Annotated in this window: 13 protein-coding genes; 3 read left to right on the forward strand and 10 right to left on the reverse strand. The window is 72.7% G+C overall.

Translation table 11 applies throughout. From position 1 onward, the window contains the following. Window positions 1-40 precede the first annotated feature (40 nt). Window positions 41-646, reverse strand: a complete 606-nt coding sequence (locus IAI59_RS01250; RefSeq protein WP_207419356.1) for a DUF4412 domain-containing protein — start codon at window positions 644-646, stop codon at window positions 41-43. 74 nt (window positions 647-720) lie between these two features. Beyond that, window positions 721-1,731 carry a TonB family protein gene (locus tag IAI59_RS23285; RefSeq protein WP_207419357.1) on the reverse strand — a complete coding sequence of 337 codons (1,011 nt, stop codon included), beginning with the start codon at window positions 1,729-1,731 and terminating at the stop codon, window positions 721-723. A gap of 234 nt (window positions 1,732-1,965) precedes the next feature. Between IAI59_RS23285 and abc-f the strand changes: the two genes are divergently transcribed. Further along, window positions 1,966-3,846 carry a ribosomal protection-like ABC-F family protein gene (gene abc-f, locus IAI59_RS01260; protein ID WP_207419358.1) on the forward strand — a complete coding sequence of 627 codons (1,881 nt, stop codon included), beginning with the start codon at window positions 1,966-1,968 and terminating at the stop codon, window positions 3,844-3,846. Window positions 3,847-4,112: 266 nt separating this feature from the next. On the opposite strand, the gene IAI59_RS01265 is transcribed toward abc-f, so the two are convergent. After that, window positions 4,113-6,452, reverse strand: a complete 2,340-nt coding sequence (locus IAI59_RS01265) for a helicase-related protein (protein WP_237180970.1) — start codon at window positions 6,450-6,452, stop codon at window positions 4,113-4,115. A gap of 175 nt (window positions 6,453-6,627) precedes the next feature. Here IAI59_RS01265 and IAI59_RS01270 point away from each other — a divergent pair, with 175 nt between their 5' ends. Then, entirely contained in the window at window positions 6,628-7,155 is a 528-nt protein-coding gene (locus IAI59_RS01270; protein WP_237180971.1) for a peroxiredoxin, read from the forward strand. Here IAI59_RS01270 and IAI59_RS01275 read toward each other — a convergent pair. The 3 genes from IAI59_RS01275 to radC form a co-directional block, all read right to left on the reverse strand. Continuing rightward, complete coding sequence (locus tag IAI59_RS01275; RefSeq protein WP_207419360.1) at window positions 7,152-7,646, reverse strand: YdcF family protein; 495 nt, start codon at window positions 7,644-7,646, stop codon at window positions 7,152-7,154. The genes IAI59_RS01270 and IAI59_RS01275 overlap by 4 nt on opposite strands. A gap of 181 nt (window positions 7,647-7,827) precedes the next feature. Beyond that, window positions 7,828-9,072, reverse strand: a complete 1,245-nt coding sequence (locus tag IAI59_RS01280; RefSeq protein WP_207419361.1) for a class I SAM-dependent methyltransferase — start codon at window positions 9,070-9,072, stop codon at window positions 7,828-7,830. 458 nt (window positions 9,073-9,530) lie between these two features. Further along, window positions 9,531-10,439, reverse strand: a complete 909-nt coding sequence (gene radC, locus IAI59_RS01285; protein WP_207419362.1) for a RadC family protein — start codon at window positions 10,437-10,439, stop codon at window positions 9,531-9,533. A 157-nt stretch (window positions 10,440-10,596) separates the two neighbouring features. Between radC and ltnD the strand changes: the two genes are divergently transcribed. Then, window positions 10,597-11,487: an L-threonate dehydrogenase gene (ltnD, locus tag IAI59_RS01290; protein WP_207419363.1), complete on the forward strand. Its 891-nt coding sequence runs from the start codon at window positions 10,597-10,599 to the stop codon at window positions 11,485-11,487. Between the two features lie 244 nt (window positions 11,488-11,731). Here the strand turns inward: ltnD and IAI59_RS01295 are convergent, their stop codons facing one another. The 4 genes from IAI59_RS01295 to IAI59_RS01310 all read right to left on the reverse strand — a co-directional run bounded on the left by IAI59_RS01295 (window position 11,732) and on the right by IAI59_RS01310 (window position 17,079). Then, window positions 11,732-12,355, reverse strand: coding sequence for an isochorismatase family protein (locus tag IAI59_RS01295; protein WP_207419364.1), 624 nt, complete (start codon window positions 12,353-12,355; stop codon window positions 11,732-11,734). A 52-nt stretch (window positions 12,356-12,407) separates the two neighbouring features. Further along, window positions 12,408-13,232, reverse strand: coding sequence for a 16S rRNA (adenine(1518)-N(6)/adenine(1519)-N(6))-dimethyltransferase RsmA (rsmA, locus tag IAI59_RS01300; RefSeq protein ID WP_207419365.1), 825 nt, complete (start codon window positions 13,230-13,232; stop codon window positions 12,408-12,410). A 2-nt stretch (window positions 13,233-13,234) separates the two neighbouring features. Then, window positions 13,235-14,557 (reverse strand): peptidylprolyl isomerase, encoded by a 1,323-nt coding sequence (locus IAI59_RS01305; RefSeq protein WP_207419366.1) that lies wholly within the window; start codon window positions 14,555-14,557, stop codon window positions 13,235-13,237. Between the two features lie 86 nt (window positions 14,558-14,643). Then, on the reverse strand, window positions 14,644-17,079 hold the full coding sequence (locus IAI59_RS01310; RefSeq protein ID WP_207419367.1) for an LPS-assembly protein LptD: 2,436 nt from the start codon (window positions 17,077-17,079) through the stop codon (window positions 14,644-14,646). Window positions 17,080-17,138: the final 59 nt, after the last annotated feature.

Raw genomic sequence — 17,138 nt, forward strand, 5'->3', positions numbered from 1 at the left:
GGCTCGGCGGGCCTCAGGGCCCGCCTCCCCCATCCGCCACTCAACGCGCCGGCGTGGTGCCCGCGCCGCCCGGCATCGCCATCGGGCTGTAGCCCTGCGGCACGGTGAGGCGGGTGGCCTCCACCGGGGCATAGGTCACCTGCGTGGCTTCCATCACCGTCATGGGGGTGCCGTTCGGCGGCGTGGTGACGGCGCGCAGCAGCACGCCGTCCTCGGTGATGCAGGAAGTTCCCCGGCCCTGGCCGGCGGTCACGTCCCACTCCGTGCAGGCCAGCCCGGCGACCGTGGCGGTGCCCTTGCGCGTGAAGGTGGCGCCGGGCGGCACGCCCTGGGTCATGGCGCCCACCGTCGCGGGGGGCATCGCCATGGTGGCGCGCTGCGCATCCATCACCATCACCGCCGTGTTGGCTTTCCGGTCGATCAGCATCCATCCCATGTTGCCCGGCGGGTCGATGCGCTGCTTGCCTTCGCTGACGGAAAAGGCCATCCGCATTTCCTGCGGGGCGGCCGGCGCACCACCCGCCGCCGGAGCGTTCATGCGGTAGGTGACGCTGACATCGCGGGTGGGCTGCAGGTGGGCCGGCTGGGCCAGCGCGGGCAGCGCGGCGAGCAGCAGCACCGCCGTGGGGGTCATGACGCGCAGCATGCGGTTCCTCCTGTTTTCTTGGAAGCCGAACCTGGACCGGACGCCGGGGGCTGTCCATGCCCGCCGCGCGCCCTTTATCCGGCGATCAGGATGTAGCGCATGCGGATGCGAAGGGTCATCGTGTCGCCCTGCATCTCCGGGGTGAAGCGCGGCACCATCTGGCCCCGGAACACCGACAATGCACCGATGTCCAGCAGGCGCGAGCCGGAGGTGGTGCGCAGCACCGCGGACCGCACCTCGCCGCTGCGCGCCACCACGATCTCCAGCACCGCCATGCCGCTTTCGCCGTTCCGCCCTGCCTCGGGCGGATAATAGATGTGGTTCTGTCCCCATTCGTGAAACGCGCCCAGCCAGCCGCCGGTCGGCGCCGTGCCGGCCACGTGCTCCACGCTGCTGCTGATGCCGGGGGCGGCCGGGCGCGCACGGCTTTCCGGCACCCGGCCCATGCTGAGGTCGATGCTGCCCGGCGGCATGCGCTGGCGCGGCGTGCCCCCACCTGGCGGCGCGAAGGCGATGGACGGCTGGCGGCTGAGGTCCAGCGTGCCGGGAAAGGGCGGGCGCGGCGCGGCGCGGGGGGCCTCGGCGGGTGGCTGTGGCGGCGGGCGCGGGCGCAGCGGCAAGGCCAGCTCGGTGCGGTCGGCCGGCGGCAGCCCCGGCAAAGGTTCCAGCGGCGGTGGTTCGGCCTGGGCTGGCTCGGGCGGCGCCGGCTCGGGCAAGGGCGGCGGGGCCTCGGCGACCGGCGGGGGCAGCGGCGGCGGCGGCACAGGGGGTGACACGGGGGGCGACACGGGCAGCGGCGGGGCGGCGGCCAGCGGGCCGGGCGTGGGTGACGGCGGGCCGGGCAAGGGCGGCGCATCGGGCGGCACCGGCAAGGGGGGCGCCGGGTCGGGGTCGCCCGGCGGCGGGGCCGGCGCGGTGTCCGGCGCGTCCGGCAGGGGCGGCGCGTCGCTGCCGGCGGTTTCGAACACCACCGGCACGCCCTCGGCCGCGCCGGGCGAGCCCAGCTCGCGCTGCGGCGGCGCCAGCAGAAACAAGAGGCCGGCCATCAGGTGCAGCAGCGCCGAGCCCGCGATCCAGGCCCACAACCGCCGGCGGCGCGGCGCGCGCGCGGGGCGCGGCAGCGGAACGGGCTTGGGCGGGGGCGGCGGGATGTGCAGGACGGCACCTCGGGGCGATGGAAAGCCTCCCTAGCACGGGGCCGCACGGGCCGCGCGTATCGTCCTGTTTTGGAATCGGCCGGGCTGCCCTACCCCCGCGCACCCCACCGTTGCGCAACCGCCTGTTCCTTCGGGCGGGCGAAATGTTCTACACGGTCGCCCATGACCGTCCTCGCCATCCGTGACCTGACCATCCGCATCGCCGGCCGCCCGCTGCTGGAGAACGCCGACCTGATGGTCGATCCCGGCCGCAAGATCGGCCTCGTCGGCCGCAACGGCGCCGGCAAGTCCACCCTGCTGCGCGCCATCACCGGCCAGCTGCAGGCGGACGGCGGCGAGATCCGCCTGGCCGCCCGCGCCCGCATGACCCATGTGGCGCAGGAAGCCCCCGGCGGCCCCACCAGCCTGATCGACACCGTGCTGGCCGCCGACACCGAGCGCGCCAGCCTGATGGCAGAGCTCGACACCGCCACCGACGGCACCCGCCTGGCCGAGATCCACGAGCGGCTGATCGCCATCCAGGCGGACAGCGCTCCCGCCCGCGCCGCCATCGTGCTGTCGGGCCTGGGCTTCGACGCGGCGGCGCAGCAGCGGCCGGTCAGCGAGTTTTCCGGCGGCTGGCGCATGCGCGTGGCGCTAGCCTCCGCGCTGTTCCTGGAACCCGACATCCTCTTGCTGGACGAGCCGACCAACCACCTGGACCTGGAAGCCACCATCTGGCTGGAAGGCTGGCTCACGCGCTTTTCCGGCGCCGTGCTGGTGGTCAGCCACGACCGCGGGCTGCTGGAGCGCTGCGTCGATGCCATCGCGCATCTCGACCAGAACAAGATCACCCTCTACCCCGGCGCCTACGACAACTTCGTGCGGGTGCGGACCGAGCGCGCGGCGCAGCAGCAGGCGGCCAACGTCAAGGTGGCGGCGCAGCGCGCCCACATGCAGGCCTTCGTGGACCGCTTCAAGGCGCAGGCTAGCAAGGCCCGCCAGGCGCAGAGCCGCATCAAGGCGCTGGAGAAGCTGCCGCAGATCGAGTCCGTGATCGAGGACCACGTCACCCGCTTCGCCTTTCCCGAACCCGCCGAGCTGCCGCCGCCGATCCTGGCGCTCGCCCGCGCCGATGTCGGCTACGACGGCCGCACCATCCTGGGCAACCTGGACCTGCGCCTGGACCAGGAGGACCGCATCGCCCTGCTCGGCGCCAACGGCAACGGCAAGTCCACGCTCGCCAAGCTGCTGGCCGGCCGCCTGGAAGCGAGCCGGGGCGAGGTGAAGCGCACGCCGCGCCTGAAGGTCGGCTACTTCGCGCAGCACCAGACCGACGAGCTGGACCTGAACGGCACGCCGCTGTCCCACATGCAGGCCGCACTCGGCAATAAGGCGACCGAAACGCAGTGCCGCGCGCAGCTCGCGCGCTTCGGCCTGGATGTCGAGCGCGCGGTGACCAAGATCTCCTCGCTCTCGGGTGGCGAGAAGGGCCGCCTGCTGCTGGCGCTTTGCACGCGCGAAGCCCCACAGCTCCTGATCCTCGACGAGCCGACCAACCACCTGGACATCGACGCGCGCGAGGCGCTGGTGCGCGCGCTGGCCGACTACCGCGGCGCCGTGATCCTGATCACCCACGACCCGCACCTGGTGGAGCTGGCGGCCGATCGGCTGTGGCTGGTGGGCGAAGGCAAGGTGACGCCCTTCGACGGTGACCTCGACGACTACCGCGCCTACCTCTCCGACCGCACCCGCGCCGCGCGCGCCGCCAACGCCAAGGAAAAGCCGCGCGACGAACGCAAGGAACGTGCCGAGGCCCGCGCCGCCAGCAAGGCCGCCCTTGCGCCCTTGCGTGACCGCGTGGCGCAGATCGAGGCGGACATGGCGCGCATGGGCAAGGAAGCCGAGATCATCGCCAAGAAACTCGCGGACCCGGCGACCCACGCGCGCTTCAAGCCCTCCGACATCGCCAAGGTGTCGCAGCGCCACGGCTTCCTGACCAAACAGGTCAAGGTGCTGGAGGAGGAGTGGCTGTCACTGCAGGAACAGCTCGAAGCGGCGTGAAGCAGGCCAGGGGCGCTGCCCCTGGACCCCGCCGGGGTGGCTGAGCCACCCCGGACCCCGGCATTCCCGGCCGTTGCGGGACCTGCGCGCCGAGGGTCGATGACCCCCGGCGATTGAGGGTGCAGCCCGCGTGGCTTTTTAAATCAAACCCCGCCAGCGGCCTGCTGCGGCCTTCAGGCCCAGATGCTTTCTGACGGCGGGGTCTGGGGTGGCACTGCCACCCCAGCGGGGGTCCAGGGGGCAGCGCCCCCTGGCGGCGCCACGCCTCAGCCAGCCAGCGCCGTCCGCCCCCGCCGCTGCTGCCGCAGCACGTCCTCGATCCAGTGGTCCAGCCGCATCGTCTCGGCCTCGGCGCGTTCCATGTCCGGGTAGGCGGCGGGGAAGCGCAGCGAGAGCCAGCGCCAGGCCACCAAGCGCTTGTGCACCTTCTCGCCGCGCTGCAGCTCCTCGCCGCTGGCCTGCATCGGGTCGGGCAGGCGGCCGGCGGCGGGGGGCACGACGGGGCGGCCGGCGGCGTGGTCCACTGCCCAGCGGGCCAAGCGCTGGATGCCGTTATCGCGCTCGTCCACCGGGCAGAGGGCGTAAGTCCAGCGGTCCATCAGCGCGAGGCCGACGCCATCGATGGCCGAGGCGATGGCGGCGGCCTGGGTCATGTCGGCCAGGCGGTAGTTGGGGTCGTCGAGCCGCAGCACGGCGCGCTTGATGCGCGCCAGCACGCCGAACAGGCTGTCGGAGCCAATTTCGGCGGCCACCGCCTGCACGATATCGGCGTCCGGCTGCACCTGGGGGCGGAGTTCGGCGGGGGGCGCGGGCGGGGCATTCAGCAGGTGGCGCACGAAGTCGGGGCTGCCGGCGCCGGCCAGCACCGCGACGATGCCTTCCTCGAAGCGGCCGAAGCGCCCGGCGCGGCCGCCGATCTGCTTGACCTCCTGGGCGTTGAGGTCGCGCCGTCCCTCGCCGTCGAACTTCTTGAGGGCGGAGAAGACGATGCGGCGGATGGGCAGGTTCAGGCCCATGCCGATGGCGTCGGTGGCCACGACGATGTCGGCCTCGCCGTTGCGGAAGCGCGCGGCCTCGGCGCGGCGCACCTCGGGGGAGAGGGCGCCGTAGATGACGGCCACGCGGCGGCCACGGCGGACCAGCTCGGCGCGGAAGTCCAGCACGTCGCGGCGGGAAAAGGCGATCAGCGCGTCGCCGGCCTTGAGGTCGCCGATGCCCACCGGAGCAGCGGCGGCGCGCAGCGGGCCCTTGCGCTCCAGCGATACCTTCTCGACGCTGTCGCCGCAGAGCTGGGCGATGCGCTCCACCATCGGGATGCATTCGGGCGCGCCGAGCACGAAGACCTCGCGCGCCGGGACGCCCATGATGGCGGCGGTCCAGGCGGCGCCGCGGTCGCGGTCGTGCAGCAATTGCGCCTCGTCGACGATCGCCACGTCCACCGGGTTGCGCAGCGGGCACATCTCGACGGTCGCCGCCAGGTGGCGGCTGCCGGGAACGTGGATGCGCTCCTCGCCGGTCGACAGCGAGGCCTCGACGCCGCGCGATTCCAGCGCGTCGCGGAACTCGTGCGCCAGCAGGCGCAGCGGCGCCAGGGCGTAGCCGCTTTCGGAGGTGGACAGGCGGTCCAGCGCGGTGTGGCTCTTGCCGCTGTTGGTCGGGCCGGTGACCAGCACGATGCGCCGCTGCATGGCGCGGGCGGTGGCGAAGTGCGCGGCGTAGCGGTCCAGCGCCGCGACGCGGGCGATGGCGGCATTGCCGACGCGGGTGAGCGAGACCTTCTGCGGCGCCTCGCCCTTGCGCGTGGGCGCGGCTTCCTGCTCGGCGCGGCGCCATTCGGCGGAATCGCGCTTGAGGGGGATGATCTCGGCGGGATCGAATTCCCAGCGCTCGCGGCCGCCGCGGTCGCGCTGGCGGCGGGCCACCGGCAAGAGCCCGGCGCCGGCCCAGCGCAGCGCCTCCTTGGGCGTGCAGCCCAAGAGGCCCGGGATGCCCTCGATGCCCACCAGGCTCTTTTCCCAAGCGCGCAGCCGGGCCACCTCGTCCCGCCGCTTGGCGCGGGCGGCCTGCTCGGCGCCGCGCAGCTCGGCGCGGCGGCGGTCCTCGGCCCGGATGGCGGCGGCGACAAAGGAAGCCGTTTCCGTCCGGTCCAGCCCGAAGGCCCAGGCAACCTGCTGCGCCAGCGTGGCGTGGCGGTCGGCGGGCAGCAGGTGGCCGGTGGCGTCCAGCAATTCGGCCGAGATGGAATCCAGCGCCGCCTGGGCGTCCGGTCCCGCGGCGCGCAGCCGGGCGGCGATGACGGTGCGCAGCGCGTGGCGCAACTGGTCCTCGTCCGGTTCCGGCGTGGCGATGGAGGCCGCCGCCGCCTCGGCATCCGCGCGGCGCACCCAGCTTTCGCCGAAGCGGTTGGCCAGGTCCATCAGCTTGCCGGTCCAGGCCTTGCGGCGCACGTCGCACAGCGCGGCCGCCACGGCTTCGCGGTCCGCCGGCATGCGGCGCGCGACCAGGCGGATCAGCTGCGGCATTTCGCGCGATTCAACCGTCAGGCCCGAAGCCAGGATGGCGGCCTCGGCCGGGCTGGCCACGGGCTCGTGCGGAATGTCGTTCAACCGTTGGTCCTCGGCGGGCAGTGCATCAGGGGGAGATGGGCCAGGGCGGCCGGGTTTACCACAGCAATTCCATGCCGGGGGCACATGGGTGGCAGCGGACCAGGGAGGCTGGTTCAGGGATGATGCCGCGCCGCCCTTGAGTTTAACCTCTTGCCGACGTCCAAGGAGGATGCCCATGGAAACCGAACAGGCCACCCGAAGCCGGCTGACCAGCCAGATGCTGCCCGCGCTGTCGTTGCCTTCCACGGCGGGCGGCGCCGTGGACCTGGCCGCCCTGCCCGCCGGGCGCAGCGTGATCTACGCCTATCCCCGCACCAGCGAGCCCGGGCAACCAGCGCCGCAAGGCTGGGACATGATCCCCGGCGCGCGCGGCTGCACCCCGCAGGCCTGCACCTTCCGCGACCACCATGCGGAGCTGGCGGCGCTGGGGGCCGGCGTGTTCGGCCTCAGCACCCAGCCCACCGCCTACCAGCAGGAAATGGCGGAACGCCTGCACCTGCCCTTTCCCGTGCTGAGCGACGCCGAATTCCACCTGACCGACGCGCTGGACCTGCCGAGCTTCACGGCCGACGGCATGCGCCTGCTGAAGCGCCTGACGCTGATCCTGCGCGACAAACGGATCGAGGCTGTGCTCTATCCCGTGACCGCCCCGGAACGGAGCGCGGAGGAGGTCGTCGCCTGGCTGAAGGCCCACCCGCTTTAGCGGCGGCGCCAGCGCGCCCGCAGCCCGAGCACCGCGTCCACCGGCAGCGCGGCCCCTTCCCGCGCCCGCCACCACCAGCGGTCCCGCCAGCCCATCGCGGCCTCGGGCGGGGGTGCGGCACGGGCGGGCAGGCCCATCAGCCGCAGCAGCATCACGCAGCGCGGCAGGTGGTAGCCGCTGCTGACCGCCCAGACGGGGCCGTCATGCCCCCGCAACATCGTGGCGCAGGCGACGGCCGAGTCCAGCGTGTCCTTCGCCGTCGCCTCCTGGCGGATGGCATCGGCTGACACGCCGAGGTCCTGCAGCAGCCGGGCCATGATCACCGCTTCCGGCTCGCCGTAGCGGCCCTGGCCGCCGGTGGGGATGTAGAGCGGGCCGTCCAGCGTCGCGCCGAAGCGCGCGGCGGCCTGCACACGGCGGCGCAACGTCAGGCTGGGGCCGCCATCGGGGCGCACGGCGGCGCCGAAGATGATCAGGGCGGGGCGCGGCATGGTCAGCCGGAGAGAAGGCTGGGGGAAGGGATTTCCCCAGGCCCCCATCTTTTTTCTGCCTGTCTGCCGCAGGCCACAACGTCACCCTGCATGGCACGCCCTGTGCCATCGGCGAGCTCTGGACAGACAAGAAGAAGATGGGGGCTCGGGGGAATTCCTTCCCCCGACCTTTCCGCGCCCGTCACGCGGGTGCCGCCAGCAGCAGCCGGTTGAAGGGTTCCAGCCCCGCCCGCAGCGCCGCGAAGTCGCGCAAAAAGGCTTCCGGCGCGACGCCATTGGCGGCCAGCGCCGCACCGATCTCGCCGATGCTGCGGCGGCCATCCACGCGGGACAGGATGGCGGCCGCCAGGCGCGGCAGCGGCACGCCGACGCGGATGTCGTCAAAGGCGATGCGCAGCACGCCGTCGGGCGGGATGCCCTTGGCCAGGGTCGGGCCGTCGATCTCGCGCAGGACGGGGACGGAGGCGGGGTCGTCCCAGGCGGGCTGGGGCGGCGTGTCCGCCGCGCGGGTGCAGTAGGCGACGTGGATGCCCATGTTGCCGGCCATCGCCTCGGCCAGCGCGGCGCGGCCCACGGCATCCAGCGTGGCGGTGCGGGCGCGCAGGCGGGGGTCAGGCAACAGGCGGTCCGGGTCGTAGCGGCCGGGTTCCAGGAAGCAGCGCAGTTGCAGCCCGGCGCCCTCGATCAGGGCGGCGAGCTGCGGCACGGTGAAGGCGACGTCGCGCGGGTTGAGCAGCAGGTCGTAGAGCCCGGCATCGCCGCCGCGGATGTGGTCGTCGATCCAGGCGTTGCGGCGCAGCCAGGCGGTCTCGGGCAGCTGCTTCCACAGGCGCTTGGCGATCTCCACGCGTTCGGCGGGTGGCATGCTGTCCGGCGCCAGCAGGCGCAAGGCGTCCTGCAGCATGTAGACGCCGGTGCGGCCGTGCGGCGCGTAGACCATCAGGCCGATGCCGCCGCCGGGGGCCAACGCGCCCGCCAGGGAAGCAAGGCCGGCCGCAGGGTCCGGCAGGTGGTGCAGCACGCCGCAACAGTCGATGTAATCGAACTCGCCCAGGCCCAGCGTCGCGAGGTCCAGCAGCGAGCCATTCCGGAACGACACGTTGGACAGGCCGCGCACCCGGGCGCGCTGTTCCGCCACCGCGCGCGCGGCGGCGGAGCGGTCCAGCCAGGTGACGTGGCCGGGGCGGCCGGCGCTGGCCAGCTGCTGTGCCAGCATCATGGTGCCGTCGCCGCTGCCGCCGCCGGCCATCAGGGCTTGCAACGGCTGACTGGCGGGGCGGCGGGCGCCGAACACCCAGTGGTCGATTTCCCGGAGGTGGCTGGGGCTGCCGACGATCAGGCGCTTCGCCTCGTCCCGCGGGTCGCGGGCGGGGTAGGGATAGGCCTCGTACTGTTCGGCGAGGCGGGAGTCGGTCGCGTCCTGCATGGCCGTGGTGGATAAAGCAGATCACCCCGCCCCGGAAGGAGCCTCGCCATGCCCCCGATCTCCACCCTGTCGCGCATCCTGCTGGTGGTGATGGTGATCAGCGCCCTGGTCCGGATCGCGATGTTCGCGGCGGGATAGCGGTCCCATCCAAACGGTCGCCATGCCCATCAGCAGGATGTGGTGCACCACGCCGGTGTATTGCCGCCATGCGTCCCGCGCGGCGGCCGATAGATGGTAGAGCTCGGCATCGCTGCGTCGGCATCGCTGAGAATGAAGGGGCAGCGGCGCGGCTGTCACCTGTCTTACGTAGTCCGCCAGTCCCCACGGCGGCGATGCCGTAGGGGCCACCAGGGGCTCCACGCCGATCCCGTGCTGGCCTGCGGGCCGTCGGGAAGACAAGCGATATTCACGCGGCCGCTGGCCCCTTTCGCCGGGCGGCGGAATGCCGCCCGCCGATGCTACAGCAAACCTTCCCGCCGGAACGACAGGTGCCGCCCGTTGCCGACGATCAGGTGGTCATGCACCACGATGGACAGCACCGCGCCGGCGGCCTTGATCTCGGCCGTCATCTCGATGTCGGCGCGCGACGGCGTGGGGTCGCCGCTGGGGTGGTTGTGCACCAGGATCAGCGCCGTCGCGTGCAGTTCCAGCGCGCGCTTGACCACCTCGCGCGGATAGACCGGCGTGTGGTTGACGGTGCCGCGCGCCTGCGCCTCGTCGGCGATCAGACGGTTCTTGCTGTCCAGGAACAGAATGCGGAACTGCTCGATCTTCTCACGCGCGATGGCGGCGTTCAGGTAGTCGATCAGCCGGTCCCAGTTGTTGAGGACAGGCTTTTCCATGACCTCGGCCCGGGACAGGCGCAACGCCGCGTCCTGCACCAGCTTGATGGCGCTGACGCTGTGCTCACCCAGCCCCGGCGTGTCCATCAGCTCCTGCTGCGGCGCCGTCAGGACGTTGGCGAAGGAGCCGTAGCGGTTGATCAGCGCCTTGGCCAAGGGCTTGGTGTCGCCCTTCTTGAAGGCCAGAAACAGCAGCATCTCCAGCAGCTCGTAATCCGCCAGCGCGCCGGGGCCGCGTTCCAGCAGTTTTTCCCGCATGCGGCCGCGGTGCCCCTGCGGGCCCGTGCTGGCGAAGGGCAGGCCGGCGGAGGGCTCGGCGGCGGGGCGGTCCTCGCCATCCCAGTCGTCCGGCGCGCGACGGCGGGCGGCGGCGGGCGGGCGGGCGACCCGGCTGCTGCTGGACCGCGCCTCGCCGTAGTCGATGCCGGCCGACTGCTCGGCAAAGCCCGGTGGTGCCGCGCCCACCGGCTTGGGGCGGTACACCGGCACGGCGGCGCCACGCCGCAGGATCTTGCCCAGCCACATCGATGCATCCCCCTTTTGGCGTGCCGCGCGGCATCATCGGCAGGCTCGGGCCGTTCATCAATGGTTAAACTCACGATTTCGTGACAAATACCGGAGGTCGCCTTCCCCGCCCGGGTCTTCGGCCCCAGGCTATGGCGGTCAGGGAAGGAATCGCGCCATGCGAACGGGCGTCATCGGGCTGGGCAGCATGGGCATGGGGGCAGCCCTGTCGGCGCTGCGGGCCGGGCTGGAGGTGACGGGGGTGGACCCCCGCGCCGCGGCGCGCGACAGCTTCGCGGAGGCGGGCGGCGGCGCCGTGGCCCGCGCGGCGGAATTGCCGGAAGGCACCCAGGCGCTGGTGGTGCTGGTGGTCAATGCGGCGCAGACGGAGGCCGCGCTGTTCGGCCCGGACGGCGCCCTACCCCGCTTGGCGCCCGGCGCGGTCGTCATCTCGTCGGCCACCATGGCGCCGGAGGATGCCCGGCGCATCGCGGAGCGGCTGGGGGCGGCTGGGATGCTGGCGCTGGACGCGCCCGTGTCCGGCGGCGCCGCCAAGGCCGCGACCGGCGAGATGACCGTGATGGCCAGCGGCAGCGCGGCCGCCTTCGACGCCGCCGCCCCCGTGCTGGCCGCCATCGCCACCAAGGTGTGGCGCCTGGGCGAGGCGCCAGGCATCGGCGCCACCGTCAAGGTGGTGCACCAGCTGCTGGCCGGCGTGCACATTGCCGTGGCGGCCGAGGCCATGGCGCTGGGCATCCGCGCCGGCGCCGACCCGCAGCAGCTTTACGACGTGGTGACCAGCGCCGCCGGCAATTCCTGGATGTTCGAGAACCGCATGGCCCGCGTGCTGGCGGCGGACGACGCGCCACGCTCGGCGGTGGATATCTTCGTGAAGGATCTCGGCCTGGTCACGCAGATGGCGAAGTCACTGGACTTCCCGGTGCCGCTGGCCGCCCAGGCGCAACAGCTCTTCACGGCGGCCCACGCGCAGGGGCACGGGCAAAAGGACGATGGCTTCGTGATCCGGGTGTGGCAGGCGCTGACCGGGATCAAGCTGCCGGGGGACTGAGGGCATGGCCAGGGGGTGCCGCCCCCTGGACCCCCGCCGGGATGGTTGAACCACCCCGGACCCCGACATCGACTTGGCATCTCTCGGCGACTGAGAGGTCGGCGCCAGTGGCTTTCATCCAAAATCGCTGCCGGCAGCGGGGCACCGTGACCCTGAAGCCACCCACCGCTTTCTTTCGGCGGGGTCTGGGGGGACACTGTCCCCCCAGCGGGGGTCCAGGGGGCAGCGCCCCCTGGCCACGCCCTCAGCCTGCGGCGTTCGCCCCCCGCAGTTCCTCCACCGTCATCAGGTCCGCGTATTTCTGCCCCATGTCGAAGAGGTTCGCCTCGTGCGGCCCCAGGGCGCGGTCGCCCACGCAATCCGTCACCACCACGGTGCGGAAGCTATGGCTGCAGGAATCGACCACCGTGGCGCGCACGCAGCCGGAGGTGGTGCACCCGGCCACCAGCAGCGTGTCCACCCGGCGAAAGGCCAGCCAGCCGGCCAGCTCGGTGCCGAAGAAGGCGCTGGGCTGGCGCTTGCGGAACACCATCTCGCCCGGTGCCGGCTCGAGTTCGGGCACGATCTGCGACAGCGGGCTGTGTTCCGTCAGCGTCAGCAGGGGTGGCACCTTGAGCGCGAAGGCCCCGCCATCCGCCCCGTCATCGGCGTAGACCACGCGGGTATGCGCCACCGGCCAGCCCCGGGCGCGGGCCAGCGCCAGCAGCTCCACCGTGCGGCTGATGGCCTCGCCGATATTGCCGCCGCCGAAATGCGCGGGGTCGGTGAAGCCCTTGACGAAATCGACCACCACCACCGCCGGGGCGGCGCCGATTCCCACCGTCTGCGCGAAGCCCTGGCTCTTGTAGATATCCAGCTCGTCGGTCATGCGATCCTCGTGCCTGCGCCCGGCCACCTTGGCCGGGGGTGGAGATGGACTGTCAGCGCGCGGCGAGCAGCCTCGCCAGCCCCTCGAACTCCGCCACGGACAGGGTTTCGGCCCGGCGGGTGGCGACAATGCCGCCCTGTTCCAGCAGCGCGTCCGAGTCGCCCAGGGCCTTGAGGCTGGAGCGCAGCATCTTGCGGCGCTGGCCGAAGGCGGCGGCGGTGAGCTTTTCCATGGCCGCCAGCAGCGCCGGCGCCGGCGCTTCTGGCCGCGGCACCAGCTGCACCACGGCGGACCAGACCTTGGGCGGCGGCGTGAAGGCGCCCGGCGGCAGGCGCATCGCCATGCGGCATTCGCAGCGCCACTGCGCCAGCACGGACAGCCGGCCATAGGCGTCGGTGTCCGGCGCGGCGCAGATGCGCTCGGCCACCTCCTGCTGGAACATCAGCGTCAGGCTCTCGAACAGCGCCGCCTGCTTGATCCAGCCGACCAGCAGCGGCGTGCCGACGTTGTAGGGCAGGTTGGCCACCACGCGGCGCGGCCCCTCGGGCAGCAGCTCCTCCGTGCGGGCCTTCATGGCGTCGCCTTCCACCACCTGCAGGCGGCCGGGATAGCTGTCCGACAGCTCGGCCAGGGCGGCGATGGCGCGGCGGTCCAGTTCCACCGCCACCACGCGGGCGGCGGGGCTGTCCAGCAGCGCGCGGGTCAGGCCGCCGGGGCCGGGGCCGACCTCCAGCACCTGCCGTCCGTCCAACGGCCCGGCGATGGCGGCGATGCGCGCGCAAACCCCCGGGTCCAGCAGGAAGTGCTGGCCCAGCGACTTGCGCGCCGCCAGCCCGTGCCGCGCGATGACATCGCGCAGCTCCGGCAGGGCCGGCACGCTCAGCTCCGCTGCTCGATCACGGCGCGGCGGCGCAGGTCGCGCTGCAGCTGGCGGGAGGTCAGCTCGGCGCGGTCTCGCAGGATCTGGGAGCGCGCCTGGTCCGGCGTCAGCTCCGCCAGGTTGCGCTGTTCCTTGGTGCAGACGGCGATGATCATGACGCCATCCGGCGTGATGATGGGCTGGCTGGCGCGGCCGACCGGCAGGCCGGCGATCAGGTTGCGCAGCGGCGGCGGCTGCAGCGTGTCCAGCCGCACCTGCCCCGGGTCGGCCGGGCGGTTGCCGTTCTGGCCACGCGCCGCGGCTTCCACCACCGGGCAGGCCTTGCCTTCCAGGGTGCGGGAGCGTTCCACGGCGCTGCGCTGCTGGTCCGTCGGGTTCTGCGGGTCCAGCGGCGAGGTGAAGGGGAAGAAGGCCTGGCGCAGGCTGACCAGCGTCGCGATCTCGCGCCCCGTTTCGCGCTTCTGGCGCAGCGCCACGATCTGGAAGCCGCCCGGCACCTTGGTGGGGTTGGCGATGGCGCCCACCGGCATGCGGCTGACGATGGAGGCGACGGCGGGGTCGAACTCGTCGGCCCGCACCCAGCCCATGTCGCCGCCCTGCAGCGCGGTCTGGCTTTGGCTGAACTGGGTGGCGGCGGCGGGGAACGGCACGCCGCGGCGCAGCTGCGCCACCACGTCGTCCACAAAGCGCCGCACCTCGGCCTCGGAGGACACGTCCTCCACCGGCACGAAGATCTCGCTCACCAGGTATTCCGGCTCACCGATGCGGGCCTGGTGGGCGGCGACGAACTCTTCCACCTCGCGCGGCGACACCTCGCCCTGCGCGCCCAGCATGGCGCGCACCAGCCGGGCCCAGCCGATCTGCACGCGGATCTGGTCATACAGCGCGCGGGGCTCGACGCCCGATCCGCGCAGCTGGGCGGCCAGCCCGCCGGGGGGCAGGCCGTTGCGCTGCTCGATGTCGGCCACCGCCTCGCCCACTTCCTGGTCGGCCACCAGGATGCGGCGGCGCTGGATCTCCTGCAGCCGCAGCCGCTCATCCACCAGCAGGCGGGTGACCTGCGGGGTCAGGCGCGCCAGCACCTCCGCATTGGCGCCCATGCCGCTGTTCAGCGCGAACAGCCGGGCGCGGTTGGCGATCTCGTTGGCGGTGACGACGTCGCCGTTGACCACCGACACGATGCGGTTGGTTTGCGCCGCCGCGACCCCGGCGCCCGGCACGGCGGCCGGCAGCAGCGCGGGGGCCAGCAGCAGCGGCGCCGCCAGCGCGAGCGCCCGCAGGGCAGGAAGGGACGGGAGGCGGGGGGAGGAAGTGGCACGCATATGCGGTTCCTAGAGCAGAACGGGCGCCGGCGGAAATCGCCCGGCGCTAGCAGGCCGCCCCCGCCGCGGGGAGGCCGCCGGGGCGATCAGATCGCCCGGAAGCCGAAGTCGCCGATGGTCTTGAAGCCGACGCTGAACAGCAGCGTCTCGCCCGAGGGGTAGTAGGTGCTGTTGCTGACGTTCTCCGCCCAGGAGCGGCTGTAGGAGGTGTTGAAGATCAGGCACTCGTCCTCGTAGACGAGGTTGACGCCGGCCGAGACAGGCTTGCTGGTCTCGATGTCGTAGCGGCCGGTGGCGCCCGCGCGCCAGTACTGGCCGAGCCGCGCGCTGACGCCGCCCGACACCTCGCGCCGGCGGGCGTTGGGCGTGGTGGTCAGCGCCGGGTTGGGCGTGGTGAACAGGTAGCCACCCGACACGGCCACCGGGCCGAGGCTGACGCGGGCGCTGGTTTCGGTCAGGCGATTGGCGAAGGTTTCGCCGTCCTGCCGCGCGCGGGCGATCAGGTCCAGCCAGGACACGGGCGACACGCGCACCCGGCCCACGTAGTCGGAAGCCTTCTTTTCCAGGCCGGAGCCGGCGTAGAACACGTCCTCCTCGCTGGCGCGGAAGGAGCGGCCGACGAGGCCCTCCACCTGCCCGCCATTGGGGAACAGCCAGGCGCCGCGCATGGCGGCATCGACGCGGGTGCCGCCTTCCTGGCGGTCGCGCCCGGTGAAGCGGTTCAGCGCAAACAGGTTGGCGTCGGTGAACTCGAAGTCGAGGCTGTCCTCGTTGGGGATATCGTATTGCCGGCCGGTGGAGGGGCCGGACACGAACTGCACCCGCGGCTCCAGGATCTGGCTGCCGTATTCACCGGCGCTGCGCACAAAGGGCATGCGCCAGTCCAGGCCGACGCGCACGTTGCCGGTGGCCGTGGTGTTGCTGCTTTCGGTGGTGGAGGACACCGGCGCGAGGTTCAGGTTGTCCGCCGACAGCCCGATCAGGTCGGCCTGCCCGCGCACCGTCCAGACGCTGCCGAAGCGGTCCTGCTTGGGCAGGTCGTAGCTGACGCGGGTGGCCAGCCGGCGGGTGTCCGTGCCGCTGCTGCGCAGCAGGATGTGGTTGCTGGTGTCGGCCGTCAGGTAGCCGCCCCAGCCATCGCGCGGGTAGGCGTAGTCGGCGTACAGGTTGGGCAGCACGATGGGGATGACGGAAGTGTCGTCCCGCTCGTTCAGGCTCTGGTAGATGCGGCTGTCGAGGCGCACGTAGCCCTCGGTTCCCCAGAAGCCTTCCAGATACACGTCCGAGGTCAACTGCCGCGGCGCCGGGTAGCGCCAGGCGCGCAGGTAGGTCTGGTTGCTGGCGCGGTTGATGTTGATGCCGGCGCGCCAGTGCTCGTCCAGCGAGAACTGGGCCGAGCTGTAGATGTGCCCGCCCCAGCCGCGCTCGTCATCGGCGATGTTGCCGCCCGACAGGTCGCCCAGCGAGGCGCTCAGGTTCACCGTGCCGCTGTTGAAGCGGCGGCGGTAGTCGAGCCCGAGGCCCGGCGACTGCTTGGACGAGAAGGTCGGCCGCAGCGTCAGGTCCGAGCTGCCGTCGATCGCGTAGTAATACGGCGTCTGCAGGAACGGCCCGAGGTAGCGGCTGGAGCCGAACACCGGCGTCAGAAAGCCAGAGGCGCGCGGGATGGTCGGGTCGGGATGCGACAGGTAGGGGGTGTAGAGCACCGGCCAGCCGTCGATATCCAGCGTCGCGTCGCGGTAGCGCAGGCGGCGCTCCTCGCGGTCGTGGGTGGCGACGCGGGCGCGCAGCTGCCACAGCGGCGCGGCTTCCGGGTCGTCGGCGCACAGGTCGCAGGTGGAATACACCACGCGGGACATGTCGACGACGTTGCCATCCGTGCGGCGGGCGCCGTTGGCCACCATGCGGCCGTTCTGCGCCAGCCGGGCCTTCAGCCCCTCGATCACGCCGTTGCGCATGTCGCCGGTCAGCTCGGCGCGGTCGGCGAAGGTCACCTGGCCGTCCGGCTCCAGCAGCTGGACATTGCCTTCGGCGGTCGCGATGCCGGTTTCCCGGTTGTAGGTGAAGGTGTCGGTGCGCAGGATGCGCTCGTTCTGCCACGCTTCCACCGAGCCGCGGGCGGTGACCAGGTTGCGGTCCTGGTCATATTCCACCTCGTCGGCCGTGAAGGTCACGGGCGCGTTGCGGTCACGCGCCCCGGCCGCCGCGGCGGGGCGGGCGGGGGCCGTGGCTGCGGCCGGCGCGGGCATGGGTGCCGCCGGGATGGACGGCGTGGCCAGCGCGCCGCCGGACTGGCCGCTGCCCATCATGCCGGTGGCCGGGTCGATCGCCCCCATCAGGTCGGCGCCGGAGCCCGAGCCCATCAGGCTCTGCGCGGGCGCGCTGGCGCCGGGCAGCAGCAGGGCGGGCCAGAGCGCCGCGCTGCCGAGCAGCGCCAGGCGCCAGGACCGGCGCAGCCGCACGCCGCGCCGCGGAAGGGTCGGGGCCGGGCCGGGGCCGGCGTGGTGCTGGGCTCGCTGCATGCTGCCTGCATAGCCTGTCCCGCGCCGGCCGACGAGAGGGCGCGCGAGGGGCCGAATGT

Source organism: Roseomonas haemaphysalidis (assembly GCF_017355405.1).
Taxonomy (GTDB): Bacteria; Pseudomonadota; Alphaproteobacteria; order Acetobacterales; family Acetobacteraceae; genus Pseudoroseomonas; species Pseudoroseomonas haemaphysalidis.

What these genes read in the sequence shown, in the direction of transcription:
- IAI59_RS01250 (WP_207419356.1), bottom strand. Translation starts at nt 646, where the DNA reads ATGCTGCGCGTCATGACCCCCACGGCGGTGCTGCTGCTCGCCGCGCTG.
- abc-f (WP_207419358.1), top strand. Translation starts at nt 1,966, where the DNA reads ATGACCGTCCTCGCCATCCGTGACCTGACCATCCGCATCGCCGGCCGC.
- IAI59_RS01270 (WP_237180971.1), top strand. Translation starts at nt 6,628, where the DNA reads ATGGAAACCGAACAGGCCACCCGAAGCCGGCTGACCAGCCAGATGCTG.
- IAI59_RS01275 (WP_207419360.1), bottom strand. Translation starts at nt 7,646, where the DNA reads ATGCCGCGCCCCGCCCTGATCATCTTCGGCGCCGCCGTGCGCCCCGAT.
- IAI59_RS01280 (WP_207419361.1), bottom strand. Translation starts at nt 9,072, where the DNA reads ATGCAGGACGCGACCGACTCCCGCCTCGCCGAACAGTACGAGGCCTAT.
- radC (WP_207419362.1), bottom strand. Translation starts at nt 10,439, where the DNA reads ATGTGGCTGGGCAAGATCCTGCGGCGTGGCGCCGCCGTGCCGGTGTAC.
- ltnD (WP_207419363.1), top strand. Translation starts at nt 10,597, where the DNA reads ATGCGAACGGGCGTCATCGGGCTGGGCAGCATGGGCATGGGGGCAGCC.
- IAI59_RS01295 (WP_207419364.1), bottom strand. Translation starts at nt 12,355, where the DNA reads ATGACCGACGAGCTGGATATCTACAAGAGCCAGGGCTTCGCGCAGACG.
- IAI59_RS01305 (WP_207419366.1), bottom strand. Translation starts at nt 14,557, where the DNA reads ATGCGTGCCACTTCCTCCCCCCGCCTCCCGTCCCTTCCTGCCCTGCGG.
- IAI59_RS01310 (WP_207419367.1), bottom strand. Translation starts at nt 17,079, where the DNA reads ATGCAGCGAGCCCAGCACCACGCCGGCCCCGGCCCGGCCCCGACCCTT.